We start from the raw sequence: 20,119 nt of genomic DNA, 5'->3' as shown, positions 1-20,119 counted from the left end.
TTCATTATTCTAGCCTCCAGCACTGAGGATCTCTTCCTAAATAGAATCCATGGGCATGAGCGGCTCCTCTGCAACCACCACAAAGATTTTTAAATTGACACGAATTACATCCTTCAAAAAGATTCCTATTACGTAAATTCCTAAAAACCTCCGATTTTTTCCAGAGAGATTTTAAAGAATGGTCCTTTAAACTGCCACAAATGATATCTAATCTAGGACAAGGGGATACTGTTAAATCAGGGTTAATAGAAACAGCAGCTACACCTGCAGTACATCCTCCACATATATTGTCTTTATCAATATAGTTTTTCCGACAAAAAATAAGCCAGAGTGGATCATTAGATCCTATTCTGAGACATTTAAGGTCCTTATAGTCGTAAAGTATTTTAAAGGTATGAAAAAGGTCCTCTTTTGTGATTTCTAGGTTTGCTAATTCTCTTTTATTATAGTTTGATAATGTCATGCGTTCAATTATGCAGCGATTTACCCCTTTTTCTATAGCAAGTTCAATATAATCACGTACATTGAATAAATTACTTTTAAGCAGAGTCATTCTCATCGAAGTATAAACACCGTTGTCTACAAGATTTTCTATTGCACTTACAGCCATTTTGAATGTCCCGGGCCCCCGTAATGGGTCATTTATTTCTGGAAAAGCCCCATCAAGACTTATCGTGACTTTAGCATCCACCGATTTTAATTTCACTGTAGTTTCATTATCAAGGAGAGTGCCATTAGACGTTATGTGAATGCCAAGTTGGAGTTCACTGGCATATTCTAATATCTCATGAAATTCTGGGTGAATTAGTGGTTCCCCTCCACTAAATATAACATGTCTTGAACCTAATTCCTTTGATTGTCTTAAAACATCCTTTATAGCATCAAAGTCAACATGTTCCCGTTTATATCGATTTGCATAACAATAACAACACTTCAAATTGCAGTGCCCAGTTATGTGAAATACCAATAGAAAGGGGATATATTCCATTTATAGCCCCCAATACCCAATTAATAATTCCAATTCTTCAAAAATAAATAAACAAATAACTATCTCAATGGTTATGGAAACATCCCATTTCCAAAAATTCTTCATAGTCCATCCTTCAACCTCCTTTTAAGCTATAATATTAATTATTCTAAGAATAATATAATATTTACTATTTAATTTTTAGTAATATTTTTATTCATTAATTAGAGTTGTAAGTATTAATTTTACTGTATTTAATGAGCCTAATAAGCGATGACCTAGGATCATCAAAATAGTGGCTTTTTCAAGTATAAAAGAGAGGTTATAGAAAAAATATATTATAAAAAACCAAAGCCATGACTAAAACCTATCTCATGAAAGTTTACTGAGTAGATGCCCTGACCGGGACTTGAACCCGGGTAATAGGATCCGCAGTCCTACGTGATATCCGCTACACTATCAGGGCAAAATGAAACCAATAAAAAGATTGGGCAATCAACTATTAATATTTTTCCATGCCAGCAATCATCTCCACACATAAAGCCTGAAGAGCACAGTGCCCCGGCAGGCCACAGCGGTATCTATGTTTTCTGCATCCCCCATTAAACCGCGGGAGGCAACTGTAACCTCTCCAGAACCATTATCCATGGTCAGATTGTAGTTCATCCCCTCAAGGGTCATGTTGAGGAACCCTGATGCAGCTGTAGCATTAGAGGACTCTGCAAGTTCCTCAAGCAGCGGTTTATCTGCAGGGTAGGATGCCATTGCATCAAGGACATCTGAAGCTTCCAGGGTGTCATCCACAGGAGCTGTGCCGGTGTTGAGAACTGATGCCGTAAGTATGAAGACCACTGCAAGTCCAAGGACCGCATCCAGGGTTGATATGTAGCCCCCATCATCCATATGGACACCATTCACTTCCCTATGAGTTTAACAATCATATCCTTCTTCTCTATGGCCCTCCTTGCGGCCTCCTCAACCTTTCTCTTCATCTCCTCAAAGTCATGGGGTGTTTCATCGCCAACCATCTTCTTTATCTGTGTGTAGGCGGCCTCACGGAAGAGGGGTCTGAGCTCCTTCATCTCACCATCCCCTATGAGGATGGGAACACCTGAATCGGTGACCATTCCCACCTCGGCTATGGGGACACCTGCACCTTCAACTGCCCTCATGACATCATGGGAGACATCCTCAGGTGCTATTATCATGAGGGAGTCAATTGAAACCCCCAGGGGGTCAATTTCAAGTTCTTCGAGCATTTCAAGTACCCTTGGGTTTACCATTGACCTCACAGCCTCTGCATCGAATTCAAGGCCCACGCCGGTGGTTGATGATATCTCATGGGCATCGCCCCTGAGCCCGCCATTTGTGACGTCGGTCATTGCATGGATCACTTCAAGGAGCCCTGCCTCCATTATGGCCCCGGATGCCCTTATGAAGTTCACATCAAGGGTCTCCCATACAACATCAAAGAGCCCATGGTAGATGGCAGCTGTGGTGATGGTGCCCCCTCCTGAGCCCTCTGTAAGGAGTATAATATCGCCTGGCTCGGCCCTCTTCCTGGCCGTTGGTGGTGTCCCTGAAACCCCAATGGCTCCCACCGCACTCACGAGCCTGTCGCCGAGGACCATGTCGCCACCGACCCTCAATGTGCTCCCTGCAACCACGGGGACATCCACCAGTTCAGAGACCGCCGCTACACCCGCTGTGAAGTCAAAGAGTTTGCCAACATCCCCATCATCTGCAAGGTGCAGGTCACTTATGAGTGCAACTGGCCTGGATCCCATGACGCAGACATCCCTGAGGGCGGCCCTTGCAACATGGAAGCCCCCCAGGAAGGGGTACTCGCTGAGCCTCGAGTGGATTCCGTCAACGGCGGTTGTTATGTAGACCTCTCCCTTAGCGGTGTCAGTCCTTACAACCCCACCATCATCCTGGGCCTCGGGATTTATGAATGCCCCGGTTTCTGTGCTTGATACTATATCGGCGATTTTTCTGTGGACAAAGAAGTCCCCCTCTCCACGGGATCCCACACCCATCTCGCCCATTCCAACACCGGCGAGGGGATATGATATTATCTCCCTCAATCCATCGTCCAGACCATCCGTCCCAAGTGTATTTTTAACCTCATATATCACGGCATCTGCCATCCTCAGGGACCTCTCGGTGTCGATATTCTTGAATTCCCGTATCCTATCTGCCAGGATGCTTCGCAGGGATTCCTCGTCCATGTGGTCTATGTTGCGCCTTACAAATCCCTCTATGTCCATTAAAATTTACCCCCTGATTATTTCCCTGAAGTTTCTCAGGATATCAAGTCCCGCCTCACCGCTCTTTTCAGGGTGGAACTGGGTTGCATATACGTTATCTGCCTCAATGGCCGCTGTCATCTCAATACCATACTCGGTTGTTGCCGCAACAACATCTTCTGCCGGTTCTGCATGGTATGAGTGGACGAAGTAGAAGTACTCGTCCTCCACGCCTTCAAGGAGTGGGGAGTCCCTCCTGGGGATCAGCTGGTTCCAGCCCATATGTGGCACCTTGTTTCCAGGTGGTATCCTCACCACCCTTCCTGGTATCACATCAAGTCCCCTGACGCCAGGTGATTCCTGGCTCTCGGATAGGAGGACCTGGAGTCCCAGGCATATGCCCAGGAAGGGTTTACCCTCCTCTATGTTCCTGATTATTGGGTCCCTTAAATTCTCAAGTTTATCCATTGCACTTCCAAAGGCCCCCACCCCTGGAAGCACGAGGGCATCTGAGTCATTGAGGGATTCTGGACTTGATGTTACCTGAACATGGGCACCTATCTTTCTGAAGGCGTTGGAGATGCTGCGGAGGTTCCCGCTCCCGTAATCTATGATGACTATCAATGGATCACCTGGTGTAGTAGTCCCTCACCCTGACGGTGTCATCGAGGTGGGGCGTTGATACCTCATGGAGTACCGTGTTCTCCATTGCCACAATGGAGTGTTTCTCACCGGGTTCAATTCTGATGGTGTCGTTCTTGCTGAAGTACTCCTTCCTGTCCTGGAATTCAATGTAGCCTGAGCCTGATATTATGTACATGGTCTCATCCTTTTTCTCATGGTAGTGGAAGGATGTCCTGTAGCCCTCCCTTATGAACAGCTCCTTTGTGAGGTACTTCTCTGTGTTTATGAGGACCTTCTCATAGCCCCAGGGCTTGTCCTCCCTGTTACGGTACTCCTTACGTATCTCCTCCAGCTCCTTGGAGGTGTCTATTGCCATCCAGAAGAGGCCGTCCTCCCGGTAGTAGCCGAGTTTGTTTTCACTGGCCATGAGCGGGAAGAGTGTTTTCTCAATATCACCTGACTCGAAGTCCCCGAAGTCCAGCTGCCCCTTGGAGAAGTACACACCTGCATTTATGTAATAGTCAAGGAGTGGTTTCTCCCTGAAGCTGATTATTTTGTCTCCGCTGAGTTCCACTATACCGTAGGGTGACTGCATCTTGGTTATAAAGATGGTGAGGGGGTAATCGGACATCTCCCCAAGGTGTATCATTTTCCTTATGTTCAGGTCCGCCACCACATCCCCGTTGCGTATTATGCACTGTTTATCTCCATCGATGGCCTCCATACCCAGCCTTATTGCGTTGAGTGTTCCCAGGGGTTTCTCCTCCCTCACATATTCCAGTTTAAGGCCCTTGTACTCATCACCATACCTCTCCTCTATCTTATCCCCAAGGAACCCTGTGAGGAGATAGGTCCTCTTTATACCTGCATTTTTAAGGTCAAAGAGCTGTTTATCCAGGATTGTGTAGCCCTCTTTTATTTCTATGAGTGGTTTGGGTATCTTCTCGGTTAAAGGTCTCAGTCTCTTTCCAAATCCTCCGCAGAGTATCATTCCAACGGTTTCAGCCAATTAAATCACCTTTTCAATGTTTCTCCGCAGGGCATCTCCAAAGTCTGATGCGACGGTGGTGCTCTGTCCCAGCGTCCTTGCATGTGCATCCAGTTCAGCCACCACATGGGTGTATCCTAACTTCCTTAGTGGTTCCACGAGCCTTGGCCCGTCTGTAACGGCGACGGACTCAAGTTCAAGTTCCTCAACCGGCAGGGCATGGGGGACACCTGATACGACTGCAAATTCTATCTCCTCATCCCTCAGTATCTCCGCCGCCCTTTTGCCTGTTACCGGGTATTCATCGAGGCCCCCTGTTATGTAATCAACACGGTTGCCTGCATCCTCTATTTCCGCGAGTATGTTAGCTGCATGTCTGCGTATCCTTGGAAGACCCGTGTTCCTGTCAAGATTTGCAATTATAAGAGGGTGGTTATCAGGGTTTACTGAGTGAAATGGAAGTGTCAGGGGATCTGCAAATAGGTATGATGTCTCCTTCTTGGCGTTAAGCACAAATGCAACTTTTTCACCATCTTTTATGGCCTCACTGACCCTTAATGCCACCTCATCCTTATCATCACCATATGAGGGGCGTATGTAGTCGCCCTGTGCCATTCCCCTCGTCTTCTCAATCTCAGTTGCAAGTCTGAGCATCTCTATCTGCCTTTCGGCCTCCTCATGGGGGATTATTCCCTGCTCTGCAGCCGCCTCAAGGACTATTATGGCCCCCTCGGTGTTGTCACCCTCACCGAATCCCCCATGGGATTCAACCGTCAGGACCCTTGCAGGTATGTCTGCCCTCTGGACCGCCTCCCTGAGGTCCTCGCCTATTATCATGCTGGCACAGGTTCCAACAACACCCACAAGTTCAGGTGAAAACATTTCATATGCCTTTCTGAGTGTCTCTGCCAGTTTATCTGAGGCCCCGAATATGAAGTCCTGCTCTGACATTGCAGTGGTCAGCACCCTGACCCCGTCGGTTTCAAGGAGCCTTCCTGTTCTGAAGCAGCACCCATGGGGGCCGTGGAGGATTATAACGTCAGCATCGAGGTCTCTGAGTGTGTAGAGTGATGCTGCTATTGGGCTGGGTCTTGGATGCAAATTCTCTCACCTCATAGTTCATATCGGGGAGTGATTGATATCCATCAGCACACGAATTCACTAACCCCACAGTTCATATCCATGGACTGATTGATATTCATTTAAGTCAAATTAGTATATAAGGATGGTTACCATGATCATAGATAACCCTCTGATGGGAATATACCTTGAAAGACCCAACAGGTTCACCATGGTTGTTGATGTGGGTGGTGAAAGGGGGCTGGCCCACCTCAAGGATCCCGGTAGACTAAAGGAGCTTCTTATACCTGGAAATGATGTTATCGTTAGGAAAGCCGCCCGAAAAGAAAGGAAAACCGGGTTTGATGTCATAGCACTCAGAAGGGGGGACGAGTGGGTCCTTGTGAATTCCGGTTTCCACAGTGACATCGCAGCCAGCCTTATAGAATCGGAGCTTGTTGACGAATTCCATGGTTTCAGGGTGAAAAAAAGGGAGTACAGATTCGGAAAAAGCAGAATTGACTTCCTTCTCACATCAGAAAGTGAAGAAATGCTTGTTGAGGTTAAGGGCTGTACCCTTGTAAATGGTGAGATGGCACTCTTCCCTGATGCCCCCACAGTAAGGGGAAGGAGGCATGTTGAGGAGCTTGCATCCGCGCTCTCAATGGGCTATAAAAGCAGCGTCCTTTTTCTGGTTTTTGGTGAAAATGCACGTTTTTTCTCTCCGAATATTGAAATGGACCCTGAATTTTCATATGCACTGAAAGAAGCCCATGGTAAAGGTTTGAATGTGATAGCATATTCCTTCCGGACTGTTCTTGACGATTCTGTGCGTGTTGAGCCCCTGAGGCGGATCCCTGTTATATGGCCATAATTCCGTGATTATGACCCGATGTATTCCATCAGGCGATCTATCTCATGGGTTTTCCCTATCCCCAGAATTATATCACCCTCTTTGAATACGTAATCCCTGGGTGGGTCTATTATGAGTTCATCGCCCCGCCCCACGCCAATTACTATCACGCCTGTCCGCTCATGGATGTCCGCTTCAAGAACCGATACACCCTCAATGGGGCTTTCAGGGGGTACTGGAACTTCGACCATCCTCCTTGTGGATCCCTCTGCAAGGACATCCTGTACAAACATGGCCTCATAGCCATCGTCTATGCTTTTTGACATGAGCCTGCCGGATATAACAAATGGTGAGATCACCTGGTCGGCCCCTGCCATCCGGATCTGCTCGATGTTCTCATAGCGTTCGGCCTCGGCTATTATCCTCACACTGGAGTCAATTTTCCTTATCCCCAGTATACAGTGTATTGTCTCTGAATCAGACTCCATGTCAACTATAACTGCCCTTGAACCCTTTACATTGGCCTTTTCAAGGTCAGATATCCTTGTTGGGTCTCCATGCACGAAATTGGCACCATTCTTGAGGACAGTCTTCCTGACGCCCTCATCCTCTGCGAGCACAAAGACCTCGCTTCCACCGAGTTCCCTCAGGCACTCCAGTGTGCTCTCACTCCACCCGCATATAACCACATGTTTTGATTTAACCACGTCTATCAGCCCCATAAGCCTCATCTGCTGTCTCTTTATCAGGAATTCAAGGAGTGTCTCAACTGCGATGGCAAATGTCCCTATACCCAGGACTATGAGGGTCACGGTGAAGTACATCCCCAGTGGTGTTGATGGGCTGTAGTCCCCATAACCCACGGTCCCTATGGTCACGAAGGTCCAGTAGAATGATACCGTCCATGATTCACCCTCAATGAAGTGGAATCCAAGGGTTCCGTAGGCGATGACCGCTGCTGCAAGGAGGAATATCCGCGCAGCCGGGACCCTCATAAGCCGGGGAAGGTGTTTCCTTATTATCTCAACTATGAGCACCATTTCAATTACCCTTCCCTTATGGGGACCCCCGCCTTGTGAAGAATATGTATGCCAGAACCACAGCAACAATCAGAACAATCACAATAGCTGCAAGCAGCCACCAGCCGCCGGAGCCCCCCTCATCGTCATCGTCAAGATCTGTTTTGAGCTTCTTTGATGAACCCTTAAATCCGCTGAATCCGCCCCTCTTGATTGTGGGTTTCATGGAATCTGAGTCGTGTGCAGCGCATGCTTCAAGGGCGCCGGCAAGAAATACCATCAAAAGCATAAGTGCAATCCATCTCATTCAGGCACCTCCTCTGCAATACGTTTCTAATTTGCATTATTAAAAAATTTCTGAAAGAGTCCTGCTAGTCGGCTCATGATATGGTTACCGGTCTTCTCTGAGGAAAAAATATCTGATCAACCAAGCCTCCTCTGAATTAACTTCCTCGCCTCATCTGTAAGAAAAACCAGTGGAGCAAAGAGGATGATCATCAGCCATTCAACCGGTTTCAGTGGCTGTGTCCCGAAAACCGGCTGCATTGGGGGCAGATATATGACCATCAGCATCACAATGACTGCGAATATCATGCCGGCGGGTATCCACCTGTTCCTCAGAAGCCCCACCTTCAGTGCTGAGGAGCGGGTGGTCTGTGATGAGAGGAGATTGCCCATCTGGGCCATCACTATACCTGCAAAGACAACAGTTGTTGCCCTCATGTAGAGGGGGTCATCTGCGGGGAGGCTCTGGCCTGGCACCCATCCTCCCCCTGAGAGCACAAGGAAGTATGCCATCATCACAAGAAATGCCTCAATGGATCCTGTGAACAGGTACCCCCTGAGGAGGACCTCAAGGTTAAGTAGTCTCTCCCTAACCGGTCTTGGTGGCCTCTGCATCACATCAGATTCGGGTGGGGATCTTCCCAGGGCAAGGGCGGGCAGTGTATCGGTACCGAGGTCTATTGCAAGTATCTGCATTATTGTTATGGGTAGGGGTATTCCAAAGAGCACCATAAGGACAAATGGGACTATCTCTGCGGTTTCATGTGAAAATATGTAGGTTATGAATTTTCTTATGTTCTCATATACCGTCCGGCCCTCCCTCACCGCAGTTACAATGCTTGCAAAGTTGTCATCGGCGAGTACTATGTCAGCGGCCTCCTTTGCAACGTCGGTGCCGCTACCCATTGCAACGCCAATATCCGCCTTCCTGAGGGCAGGGGCATCATTCACCCCATCACCTGTCATTGCAACTATCTCCTCGGCGCCCTCAAGGACCGACGCTATCCTCATCTTGTGTTCTGGGACTGCCCGGGCAAATATTATGTTCTCCTCCTCAGAAAGTATCCTTAAAAGTTCAGGGTCTTCCATTTCATCAAGTTCCCTTCCCTTTATCACCCTGTAGCTGTCGCACTCTATGATACCAAGTTCCTTTGCTATGGCCGCGGCTGTTAACCCGTAATCCCCGGTTATCATTATTATCCTTATACCTGCAGTTCTGCACTGCCTCACAGCCTCCTTCACACCCTCCCTGGGCGGGTCATGCATTGCAGCCATTCCAACCAGTGTCAGTTCCCTTTCAACATTCTCTGGCGTGTAATCCTCAAGGTCCTCCGGGAGTTCCCTGTAGGCGAATGCGAGTACCCTGAGGCCCTCAGAGGCCATTCTGTCATGTATCTCTATGATCTTCCTTTTTTCATCATCGTCCAGTGTTCTGGGTCTCCCATCCACTGATATCCTCTCTGATAAATCTATTATCTTTTTTGGGGCCCCCTTGACGTAGGCCACCCTTTTACCTGATTTTTGATGGATGGAGGTCATTGACTTTCGCTTTGAATCAAAGGGGAGCTCCATTATTCGGGGCATACTCTCAAGTTCCCCCTCAAGGTCAAAGCCTATCTTCTCTGCAGCCACGAGGAGTGCGCCCTCTGTTGTGTCCCCAATCACGTGCCAGCCCTTTTCGTCTCTAACAAGTTTTGAATCGTTGCAGAATGACGCCGCCCTCATTAGGAGTCTTATCTCCCTTACCTCCCGGTGGGTTACGGGGTTTCCGTTGCAGAGGAATTCCCCCTCTGGCCTGTAGCCTGAACCTGTGACCTCCACGACCCTGTAGGGTATCCAGATCTTCCTTACTGTCATCTCACCCCTTGTGAGGGTCCCGGTCTTATCTGTGCAGATTATTGTTGTGGATCCCAGTGTCTCCACACTGGAGAGTCTCTTCACAAGGGCGTTCTCCCTGGCCATCTTCCTTGCTGATGCCGCAAGCGCCAGTGTTACGCTTGGTAGAAGGCCCTCCGGTACATTTGCAACCATGAGCCCTATTGCAAAGATCAGCGCAGTCTCGAGGGGGAGTTTAACAATGTAGAGGTTGACTGCAAAAAGAACGATGCCCATTGAAACTGCCAGAATGCTTATGATACTGGCAGCCCGGGATATCTGCCTCTGGAGGGGGCTTGGCTCCTCTCGCACTTCCTGTGTAAGGGATGCTATCCTGCTGAATTCTGTATCCCCTCCTGTTGCAAATACTATGGCCCTTCCTGTCCCTGATACCACCTGTGTACCTGCAAATACGATGTTATCGATATCTATGTAATTATCGAATTTTTCAACTGGATGCGACACCTTTCTGACCGGTTTTGATTCGCCTGTGAGGGTGGATGCGTCAATCTTGAGCTGGCTTGATTCAACAAGCCTTGCATCTGCCGGAACCGTGTCACCCTCCTCGAGAAGGATCAGATCCCCAGGAACCACCTCAGCCGCAGGGATAACAGTTTCATCTGAACCCCTCAGAACCTTAACCATAACCGGCAGAATATCCCTTAGGGCCTCTGCAGCCTTCTCTGCCTCATATTCCTGCCAGAAACTGAAGACCGCGTTTATGATTATTACAAGTACAATCGCAACTGCAAGCTGGGTGTTGCCTGTGATGAGTGACAGGGCAGCTGATACCCAGAGCAGGATCGCCAGTACATTGTAAAGGTTGGAAAGAAAGAGAAGTATGTGTGGTTTACCCCTGACCTCCTCAAGTTCGTTGGGGCCATATTTCTCAAGGCGCCTTTCAGCCTCAGGGGGGTCAAGGCCAGAGGGTGAAGTCTCAAGACTCCTGAAAACCTCTTCCTCATGGAGTTCATGTATACCCCCCATTGCCCTCACCATGAATTACACTTGAAACTTACCACTTAATTTAATAACTTTCAGTAATATCATGATTTCCTGCAGCATACTTCATAGCAGCAAATAACACCCACTTTACACTTGAAACTTACCACCCCTGTTATTAACTTTATGTAATACTATCTGCTGCATATTATGCTTATTATGTCACCGTCCTCAAGTTCATGGTCCGCGGCAATCCTCATTCCCTTCCTTGCATCCACCGCGTGCATGAAGGAGTCTCCGATCTCGGTGTGTATCAGGTAGGCGAGGTCCCTGGGGCCTGAACCACGGGGCACCAGGAGTGCGTCAGGGAGAACGTTACCCCTCTGATCCATGTAGTGGTGTTCATCCTCAACCGGAAAGACAACTATCATATCAAGAAGATCAAATACCGCCCTGTTGATTGCCTCCTGGACACCGGTGCTTCCATAGACCTCAAGGACGTTTTCACGGATATACTCAAGGGCCAACCTCTGCCTGTCGGTGAGTCCAGACTCATCAACGATCTCAAAGTCCCCTGCACCTGGAATGTAATTAATAAGTCCGGCCTCGGATGCCCTTCTGAGGGCAAGTTCAGCCTCTGCAGATGCCGGCACCACGTGTGGGTAGGAATCCATGAGGCGTTCAATGTTTTTACGCGCCTCTGGAATGTCGGCCTTGTTTGCAACTATCAGCATGGGTTTCGCTATCCTGAGGAGTTCATCGAGAAATTCCAGGAGTTCATCCTTACCCCATGAGTAGATATCTGCCTCCACCTTCCTTGAGGCCTCGATGATATCCTCAGGAGTTATACCTGTACCTGAAAGCTGTTCATGGATTATGCGATTCATATCAAGCTTCTCTGATACCGCCTTCCTTAAAAGGCGTTCCCAGTTCTTCTCAAGGATGCCATAGAGCCACATGGTTATTTCTTCCTCAAGGAACTGCACATCCTCCAGAGGGTCATGGCTCCCTGGCTCAACAGGCCTTCCCTCCTCGTCTGTTGAACCTGATGCGTCTATTACATGCAGAAATGCCCTGGCCTGTCTGAGGTCATCCAGGAACTTATTTCCAAGGCCCCTTCCCTCATGGGCCCCCGGGACAAGCCCTGCCACATCGATGAGTTCCACCGGGATCAGTCTCGTGCCATCAATGCATCGTGAGTTTCTAGGGTTGCACTGAACTCCAAGCTCCTGGCAGGGGCACCTGCAGGATGCATAGGCAACTGCATGATTGGCGTCGATTGTGGTGAATGGGTATGATGCCACCTCTGCCTCAGAGAGTGTGGCTGCGTTGAAGAAGGATGATTTTCCAACGTTGGGTTTTCCTGTGACTGCAATCTGAATCATTGTTACCACATTAATAGATGGTCATGAAACAATTATATATGTTGGTTCTGACCAAGATCCGGTTTACTGAATGCACTGGTTGTGAATTGTCATGGTGCTCTATATAGTGGGAATAGGTCCCGGTTCATCTGATTACATCACACCTGCCGCGGCTGCTGCTGTGGAAGATTCCGATACTGTATTTGGGAGCAGAAGGGCCCTTGAACTGTTTCCTGATGCGAATGAAGCTGTCGTGCTGGGTGCTGGGGATATGGATGAAAAGCTTGAAATGGCAGCCGAGCTTGCAGTTTCAGGTAAGGTTTCGGTGCTCTCAACAGGTGACCCGGGATTTTCAGGTGTTCTGAAACCAGTTAAGAGGATAATATCAGAAAAGAAGCTTGACGTTGAAGTCCAGGTTATCCCTGGTGTGAGTTCCGTCCAGCTCTGCGCTGCGAGGCTCCTTATCCCCTGGGATGATGCTGACATAGTCACGTTTCACGGTCGCGCTGAGGAGGATCTACTGGACATCCTTGATAACGGGAGGCCAACAATACTCCTTCCCTCAAGGACTCCCTCTGAGACCGCCAGGTTCCTTATTGAAAGTGGTGTGGATCCAGAAAGATGTGCTGCTGTCTGTGAAAGGCTCAGCTATCCCGATGAGAGGGTTGTTAAACTGAAACTTGAGGAATTGATGGTATCTGAATTCAGTTACATGTCAGTCATTGTTGTATTCTGAAGAGCCCGATGGATTTCTTCTTATGCTAAACCTGATAAAAGTACTGAAGTTTCCTATTTATTTAATGAATTGTCTGCTGGATAAAAACTGATCCCGGTGCAGAATGACCCCACTTTTCTGCACTTACTGATCACAGATAACTGTAAACCCTCCACAGTTTAGATCCATGTCCATTCAGTTCATGTTACTCCAGCAAATCTGAGGTCATCATAACTCCATTTTATTTAGATTTCAGTAGGAAATATATTTAAAAGTCAATAATAGGGCTGAAATTCTTGAAAAAAACAAATGAACACCTCTTTATTATAATTTAAATTAGATAATACATATAAGTATTCTTTTAACAAAAATCTAACCTTTAAACTTATATTTCAATGTTTAATGTATTCTAATAGTTTAAAATGAATGTATTTCAGTATAGAAATCTTTTTTCAGTTTTAAAATTAAATAGTAAACTATATTCATTGTAACTGAAATATAAACTGTAATGTTTTAGGGAGGTGATAATCATTGATCCATATAAAAAGTTTTCTGCTCTGATCTGCGGGCTCCTCCTCATGCTCGTCCTTCAGGGCTCAGCCTTTGCTGAATCAAATTACACCATGGACTACTCAACCTACCTCGGTGGTGATGTGGTTGATGAGGCCCGTGACGTTTACGTTGATGAATCAGGCTATATCTATGTAACCGGTTCAACGCACGTCAGCGGATCCAAAAACGTTTTCGTGGCCAGGTTCAACACATCAAGAAAGATCATATACTACACAACCTTCGGCGGAGCTGGAGACGACTGGGGACACAGGATAATCGCAGATGCAGATGGATACGCCTATGTTGCAGGCGAAATAAGTAGGGATGGTGTTGAGGCTAAGGATGCATTCGTGGCACGGATAGACCCCCTTGGCAAAATCGACGGGATTACATATATTGGTGGATCCAGGTATGACGTTGCAAAGGGTCTTGCAATGGACGGGTCGGGGACCCTCTATGTGAGCGGATACACAATCTCAGAGGACCTTCAGGTGACAGATGACGCCTACCAGAAAATCAATAAGGGTGGTTATGATGCATTCATCGCCAAACTTGATCATGACCTTAACATTCTTTACCTGAGCTACCTTGGAGGATCCTGGGATGACTACTGCCAGGGACTTGCCCTTGACAACAACGGAAACATCTACATTGCAGGGTACACCTACTCTGATGATTTTCCGGTAACCTTCGATGCGGTTTCACAGTATAAGAGGGGCACGAATGATATCTTCATATCAAGATTCACCCCACAGATGAGCTTTGACCACTCAACCTACCTTGGAGGCTCAGGACAGGACATGTGCCACGCCATTACCTCCTATGGTGGTCTCATATACGTTGCAGGTAAAACAAACTCCACGGACTTCCCCATAACCCCCATGACTGCATACCAGAGGACAAAGAAGGGCCTTTCTGATGGATTCATCGCTGCATTCGATGGCGAGGAAGTGACATACTCAACCTACTTCGGTGGAAGCGGTGATGACGCAGTATATGGAATTGCAGCGGATAAGTATGGAAACCTTTACCTGACAGGTACAACATCCTCAGCTGACTTCCCCCTGACACAGGGAGCACTTGACAGGTCACTGAACGGTGTGGATGCCTTCATCACAAAATTCAGCATCCCGCGAAGCGTTCTCTACAGTTCCTATCTCGGGGGTATAGAAGCGGATCATGGCTATGCTGTTGCTGTTGACCCCTACCAGAACATCTATATTGCCGGGAAGACCTGGTCAAACAATTTCCCTGTAACATCGGATGCCATCAAAATGAAACTCACAGGACTATCGGATGGTTTCCTCACAAGGTTCACACCCTTCTTCATAAGTAACCTCAGTGTAACACCGGTGAATGGAACAGCGCCCCTATCAATTACAGTTAACGGTAAAATCACCAACTACGGGGATGCCAGCGGATGGTACCGCCTCGGGCTCTACGTTAACGGATACGAGGTCTTATGGCAGTGGATAGAGGTGGCCTCAAAAGCAACAAGGGACTTCAGCTTCGAATACCTTCTCAGGAACAGCAGAACATATTCTGTCACCGTGAACAACTTCCAGCCATTCACTGTGAGGGCATTCAGCGGCCCGCTCATAATCCCTGAAAATCTCACAGTACTGCCACGTGCCGGCACAGAACCTCTCAGGGTTAACGTGACCGCTGATATTGTGAACTACGGTGATCTACCTGACACATACACCGCTGGCCTCTACATCGATGGAATTCTCGTTGATAGCAAAAATGTGACTGTTGATGCAAAATCAAGGGTCAGGGTATCCTTCAACAGCACCCTTGCCGCAGGTATGCATGAAATAACCATCAATGACCTTGATCCCCTCACCGTCAATGTGATGGAGGGTGAAAAGTTCCTTGTGGACGGTTTCAGGCTGACACCGGAAAGTGGTCTTGCACCGCTGAATGTCATGGTCACCGCGAATATCACCAACATAGACTCAAGGACAAGGAGTTACACGGCCATAATCTATGTCAATGGAGTGGATGTCCATGAACAGACATTCGATGTTCCCGCAGGAAGCACGGTACCGTTCTCTGCCATGATAACACTCCCCGAAAGTGGAATTTACACCATAGCACTCAACAACGCCACTTCAGGCACAGTCAGGGCCCTCAGTGCAGCCAGCTTCACCCTCACCAATGTGACAGTAACGCCACCGGAGGGTAAGTCACCCCTCAATGTCACGGTGAACGCCACAGTAAGGAACCAGGGAGACCTTCCAGGTGATTTCACAGTTACAGTCTACCTTGACGGTGTCGCATGGGATAGCCAAACGGTTACCGTCCCTGGAAGGTCAAGTGTTAAGGTTTCAATTAAGAACCAGATCGTTGTTCCCGGGGAGTACAATCTCCGTGTTAACTCCGGTGAAGAGGTTAAAATCAGGGTTCTTGACCCTGAACCTGTGTTCGGGGGCTTCGCTGTTACCCCTGTAACAGGCGTGGGTACATTGAACGTTACGGCACTCCTCAATGTGACAAACCCCTATGATATGGTCATAGGGTTCACAGCAAGGCTCCATGTCAACAACCAAACCGTGCAGGAGAACACGGTCAGCCTAAACCCCGGTGAAACAAAGGAAATATCAATGAAAACAACACTGTTACCCGGAAACTACAGTGTTGGAATCAATGGATTCACAGGGAATGTCAGGGTTCTTAAACCGGCGAATATAACCGCCTCAGATTTAACCGTCACCCCAGCATCAGGATTCAGTCCCCTTGACCTTGCAGCATCCGCTAAACTCCGAAATACTGGGGAGGTTGATGGGGAGTACACCGCAACCCTCTACATAAATGGTGCAGCTGTTGATACAAGAACCGTGACAGTTCCCGCAGGCGGAACATCTCAGGTCAGGTTCAACCACACCCTTAATGCTCCGGGACCCTACCTTGCCGGTGTAGGGGCACTTGCACCCGTAACCGTGAGGGTACTCAATGAACCATTAGTCTCAAACCTCAACGTAACTCCAATTTCAGGTGTTTCACCGCTCATATTCAACGTGACAGCGAGAATCAGCACCACTGAGACTGGAAGCGGCAACTACACCGCAAGACTCTACATAGACGGAGTGAATGTTCAGAATAAGACCGTGCAGCTTACCGGACCCGGTGCCTCCACAGTACTCTTCAGGGTGGAACTCAGTGACCCTGGAACCCATGATGTCACGGTTAATGACCTTGCACCTGTGACCGTGAGGGTCCTGAGACCTGCCACATTCGTAGTGGACAACCTGGTGGTTTCACCACACGAGGGTGTTATTCCCCTGACAGTTGAAGCATCTGCAAGGGTCTCCAATGTGGGTGAAGTTTCAGGCAACTACACCGCAAGGCTCTACATAGACGGGGTACCGGTTGCATCAAGGACCGTGAACGTGGCTGCCGGTGGAGAGACCACCGTGACATTCAGATACACCATAACACAGCGGGGCAACCACACAGTTACCGTTGACACGCTACCGGCTGCAAACGTCAATGCACTGAAACCGGCCACACTTGAAATAGGGTCACTCAATGTGACACCATCCAGTGCCGTGGGATCAGCCACCGTCGAGGTTGAGGCAGAAATCCAGAACACCGGTGACATTGAAGGTGACTTTAAAATTCCAGTTTACCTCAACGGCAATCTCATAGGTACCTACACGGTGAGGGTGGGGCCCCATGAGGGTGCGGTGCTAAGATTCCAGAGATACGTCTCATCCCCAGGTACGTACACATTCAGCATCAACAACCTGAAAACCGCCACAGTTTACGTGAACCCCGCGAAAAGGACCTACAGATTCACATTCAAAAACACCGGAAGTTACACTGCAACGGTGACCTACTATGTCACAGTCTACTCATCAGGCGGGTCGAAACTTGCATACAGGACCTACAAATTTACACTGAAACCCGGAGGATCCTACACTGCAACCATAGGATACTACCCGTACGATGCAAGAATCGTTACAACAAGGAAAATCTACAACCCAAGCAGGTACACAAGGACCATAAGGTTATCTGAGACCTTCAGGGCGGATACACTGTCAGCAACCCTCAGCCACACAAAGACAATCAGGGGTTACAGTTACGTGTACATAACCAGGACGTTCAGGACGGTTGATATGCGAATAACCGTGACCTGATTATTATTTCTTTTTTTATTTGAAAAGCAATTAATTCTTAAATATCCGAATATAACCTGATTTTATCTCTTGAAAGAAATTACCCCTTAAAATAGTTAAAAATAAAGATTTTATTCGAACATCTTCCTCATGCACCTCCTTATGGTACCCTCTGCTGCCTTTCCACCCATGAGGTTCTTGAGTTCCTTTGCAAGGGCCTGGGCTGCAACGAGATCCGTGTGCCTGATCTCACCCTTATTTATCCACCTGGTAACCTCATCATCAAGGTCAGAGAGTGTGTTGATTGCAGCATCCAGTTCCTCCTGCTCCTCAAGGAGGTGCATTGACCTTGCACTCCTCACAAGGAGCTCAGGGTTCATGGCCTTGAGCATTCCATTCACGCCTGATGTTTCAACAAGGGATGCTATTGTCTGGAGTGTCATGAGGATCTGCTTCTCAACCATCTCCACAGGCGCCTTGATTATCTGGGTACCAACGTAGTAGTAGTCAAGGACACCTGAAAGTGTTACGGCAGTTACAAGGGACCCCATATCAGCAACTGCACTTGATACGTCTGCAGGTACAACGTATGCTGTCTTACCACAGCTTTCTGCAAGTTCAACACACCTTGAGATCTGTTCATCGGTGGCTATGTCAAGTTCACTGCTTGAGTGTCCGCCTATGACGTAGTGGCCGTGCTGTGGTGTCCCGGGGACAGCTGCAGGGTGCATTGATGCTATACCCAGGTCCTGACGGTCCCTTCGAAGTTCCCTTTCAAGGACATAGTATAGGACCACCGGGGATACAGTACAGGTGTTTGCTATCACAGCCCCCTCTGGAAGGTGCTTTGTTATGTCCTTGGCTATATCGAAGGTCTTTTTACCAAATGGTGTGAAGAGAACTGCTATTTCTGCTTCGCTGGCTGCCTCAGCATCGTTATCTGTCACTGTTACACCTGCATCCTCAACCACCTTCCAGTGTGCGTCATCCAGCATTTCCCTTGCTGGCTCTGCTAGCACAACGTCATGACCTGCCTCTGCAAATTCAATTGCCATCCTGCTTCCGCCGTAGGGTGCCTCACCCCCGTATTTTTCAGGCAAGTTCAGCTGGTCCACATAAAGTTTCTGATTACCCGCGCCATAAACTGCAACTTTCATAGTGCTCACCTAACGTTAATATATTGTTAAGTAATTTGAAGGAATATTATAAATTTTGGCATTTGATTCTTTAAAAAAAATAAGACCTAATATCACCTTAAAATGAACCTAATGATCCAATATAACCTTAAAATCAAATAAATCATGGATTAAAAATTTTATGGATTTTTAAAGCCTTCAGACAGGTTTTATGTAAAAATAATGGTGTTTGAAGTTAATTATTTTTTAATATTATAAGCCCCGAACATATTATATTCCAATCAGGCTGGCTCGGGTTCACCATAGAGCTGCCTGGCGATCTTCTCAAGGGTTTCCATACCCTTGGCCTCCTCCTTGAGGAGTGGAACCTCTGCAACCACCTGGTCACTGAACTTCTCACGTATCTGCTTCAGCCTCTCCTGCTGCAGTTTCCTCCTGGCATTGCAGAACTCGCAGTCACTGTCCTCTGGCAGCACCTGGTTGACGATGACACCATCTGCATGTATGCTGTACTTCTCAAGGGCCTTCATTGCCCTCTCGGATTCGTATATGGACATCTCCTCAGGGATCACAACCATCTTGAATGAGGTCCTCTCAGGGTCTGACATGACCTCCCTTGCAGCGTTTATCTGCTTCTTGGTGGCCTCCATGTCCTGGAGGGCCCTGTCCTCCTCTTCCTCGTCACCCATGAATGGGAGTATGTTCTTGAAGGCCTTTGCCATGCTGCCGATCTGCCTCCTTATCTTGATCATCTTCCCAACCCATGAGTCCATGAGTTCAGGGAATGAGAGCAGACGGAGCGTGTGGCCTGTGGGTGCAGTGTCAAATATCACAATATCGTACTCATCGGTTGTCATGTACCTGAGGAACTGGTCGAAGGCCGCGGCCTCATCGATACCCGGGGACATTGACGCCATGTCCATCTGGTCCTGGAGCATGTCAAGTCCCATTCCAGGGTTCATTGACGCCTGTTCCCGCAGCTTTGCCTGATACTCCTCCATTGCAACCTCAGGGTCTATCTCAACAGCGTAGAGGTTGTCTGTTATCATGGTTGGTGTGTGGCCTATCTCCCTTTCAAGGGAATCTGAAAGTGAGTGTGCAGGGTCGGTTGAGATAACCAGTGTCTTCTTACCTGATTTTGCCATCCAGAGTGCTGTTGCAGCTGATATGGTTGTTTTACCAACCCCTCCCTTTCCTCCTATGAACACGAATGTTGTTTTGCCCTTATTGAACTTGAAAAGATCCTTAAATGCCATTGTACTCCTCCTGTAAGAATCCGTGATGCTGGTGAACATCTTCACATGTTACCTTACATTGATTTATATGGTTATATAAGATATACCCTACTTACTTTTAACCATTGCTACTTT

General features: G+C 47.9%; 15 protein-coding genes and 1 tRNA gene. 3 read left to right on the top strand and 13 right to left on the bottom strand.

Features of this window, described 5'->3' with window-relative positions; genetic code table 11:
- Positions 1–4 precede the first annotated feature (4 nt).
- The 7 genes from QFX39_RS03025 to cfbD form a co-directional block, all read right to left on the bottom strand.
- A complete protein-coding gene (locus tag QFX39_RS03025; RefSeq protein ID WP_300477386.1) occupies positions 5–988 on the bottom strand; it encodes a radical SAM protein in 984 nt (327 codons plus the stop codon).
- A gap of 373 nt (positions 989–1,361) precedes the next feature.
- Positions 1,362–1,433, bottom strand: a tRNA-Arg gene (locus QFX39_RS03020).
- Positions 1,434–1,492: 59 nt separating this feature from the next.
- Positions 1,493–1,885 (bottom strand): hypothetical protein, encoded by a 393-nt coding sequence (locus tag QFX39_RS03015; RefSeq protein WP_300477385.1) that lies wholly within the window; start codon positions 1,883–1,885, stop codon positions 1,493–1,495.
- Entirely contained in the window at positions 1,882–3,237 is a 1,356-nt protein-coding gene (locus tag QFX39_RS03010; RefSeq protein ID WP_300477383.1) for an AIR synthase-related protein, read from the bottom strand. Before QFX39_RS03010 ends, QFX39_RS03015 begins: the two co-directional genes overlap by 4 nt.
- Before the next feature lie 6 nt (positions 3,238–3,243).
- On the bottom strand, positions 3,244–3,840 hold the full coding sequence (hisH, locus tag QFX39_RS03005) for an imidazole glycerol phosphate synthase subunit HisH (RefSeq protein ID WP_300477381.1): 597 nt from the start codon (positions 3,838–3,840) through the stop codon (positions 3,244–3,246).
- A 4-nt stretch (positions 3,841–3,844) separates the two neighbouring features.
- Entirely contained in the window at positions 3,845–4,849 is a 1,005-nt protein-coding gene (locus tag QFX39_RS03000) for a sugar phosphate nucleotidyltransferase (RefSeq protein WP_300477380.1), read from the bottom strand.
- A complete protein-coding gene (gene cfbD, locus QFX39_RS02995; RefSeq protein ID WP_300477379.1) occupies positions 4,850–5,929 on the bottom strand; it encodes a Ni-sirohydrochlorin a,c-diamide reductive cyclase catalytic subunit in 1,080 nt (359 codons plus the stop codon).
- Positions 5,930–6,062: 133 nt separating this feature from the next.
- Between cfbD and sfsA the strand changes: the two genes are divergently transcribed.
- The gene (sfsA, locus tag QFX39_RS02990) at positions 6,063–6,761 is read left to right on the top strand and encodes a DNA/RNA nuclease SfsA (RefSeq protein WP_300477378.1); all 699 of its coding nucleotides are present in this window, start codon (positions 6,063–6,065) and stop codon (positions 6,759–6,761) included.
- Positions 6,762–6,769: 8 nt separating this feature from the next.
- On the opposite strand, the gene QFX39_RS02985 is transcribed toward sfsA, so the two are convergent.
- From QFX39_RS02985 to QFX39_RS02970, 4 genes are all read right to left on the bottom strand, one after another.
- Positions 6,770–7,780, bottom strand: coding sequence for a potassium channel protein (locus tag QFX39_RS02985; RefSeq protein ID WP_300477377.1), 1,011 nt, complete (start codon positions 7,778–7,780; stop codon positions 6,770–6,772).
- 16 nt (positions 7,781–7,796) lie between these two features.
- The gene (locus tag QFX39_RS02980) at positions 7,797–8,066 is read right to left on the bottom strand and encodes a hypothetical protein (protein ID WP_300477375.1); all 270 of its coding nucleotides are present in this window, start codon (positions 8,064–8,066) and stop codon (positions 7,797–7,799) included.
- A gap of 116 nt (positions 8,067–8,182) precedes the next feature.
- On the bottom strand, positions 8,183–10,918 hold the full coding sequence (locus QFX39_RS02975; RefSeq protein ID WP_300477374.1) for a cation-transporting P-type ATPase: 2,736 nt from the start codon (positions 10,916–10,918) through the stop codon (positions 8,183–8,185).
- 137 nt (positions 10,919–11,055) lie between these two features.
- Entirely contained in the window at positions 11,056–12,246 is a 1,191-nt protein-coding gene (locus tag QFX39_RS02970; protein ID WP_300477372.1) for a redox-regulated ATPase YchF, read from the bottom strand.
- Between the two features lie 91 nt (positions 12,247–12,337).
- On the opposite strand from QFX39_RS02970, the gene QFX39_RS02965 reads away from it, so the two are divergent.
- Complete coding sequence (locus QFX39_RS02965) at positions 12,338–12,961, top strand: cobalt-precorrin-7 (C(5))-methyltransferase (RefSeq protein WP_300477370.1); 624 nt, start codon at positions 12,338–12,340, stop codon at positions 12,959–12,961.
- 500 nt (positions 12,962–13,461) lie between these two features.
- Positions 13,462–17,634 (top strand): SBBP repeat-containing protein, encoded by a 4,173-nt coding sequence (locus QFX39_RS02960; protein ID WP_300477368.1) that lies wholly within the window; start codon positions 13,462–13,464, stop codon positions 17,632–17,634.
- Between the two features lie 110 nt (positions 17,635–17,744).
- On the opposite strand, the gene QFX39_RS02955 is transcribed toward QFX39_RS02960, so the two are convergent.
- Positions 17,745–18,770 carry a H(2)-dependent methylenetetrahydromethanopterin dehydrogenase-related protein gene (locus tag QFX39_RS02955; protein WP_300477366.1) on the bottom strand — a complete coding sequence of 342 codons (1,026 nt, stop codon included), beginning with the start codon at positions 18,768–18,770 and terminating at the stop codon, positions 17,745–17,747.
- A 260-nt stretch (positions 18,771–19,030) separates the two neighbouring features.
- Positions 19,031–20,005 carry a TRC40/GET3/ArsA family transport-energizing ATPase gene (locus QFX39_RS02950; protein WP_300477364.1) on the bottom strand — a complete coding sequence of 325 codons (975 nt, stop codon included), beginning with the start codon at positions 20,003–20,005 and terminating at the stop codon, positions 19,031–19,033.
- Positions 20,006–20,119 lie beyond the last annotated feature (114 nt).

The organism is Methanothermobacter sp. (genome assembly GCF_030055425.1).
Taxonomy (GTDB): Archaea; Methanobacteriota; Methanobacteria; order Methanobacteriales; family Methanothermobacteraceae; genus Methanothermobacter.
Note: the sequence above shows the minus strand (reverse complement) of the source record. Positions and strands in the feature narration are given on the sequence as shown.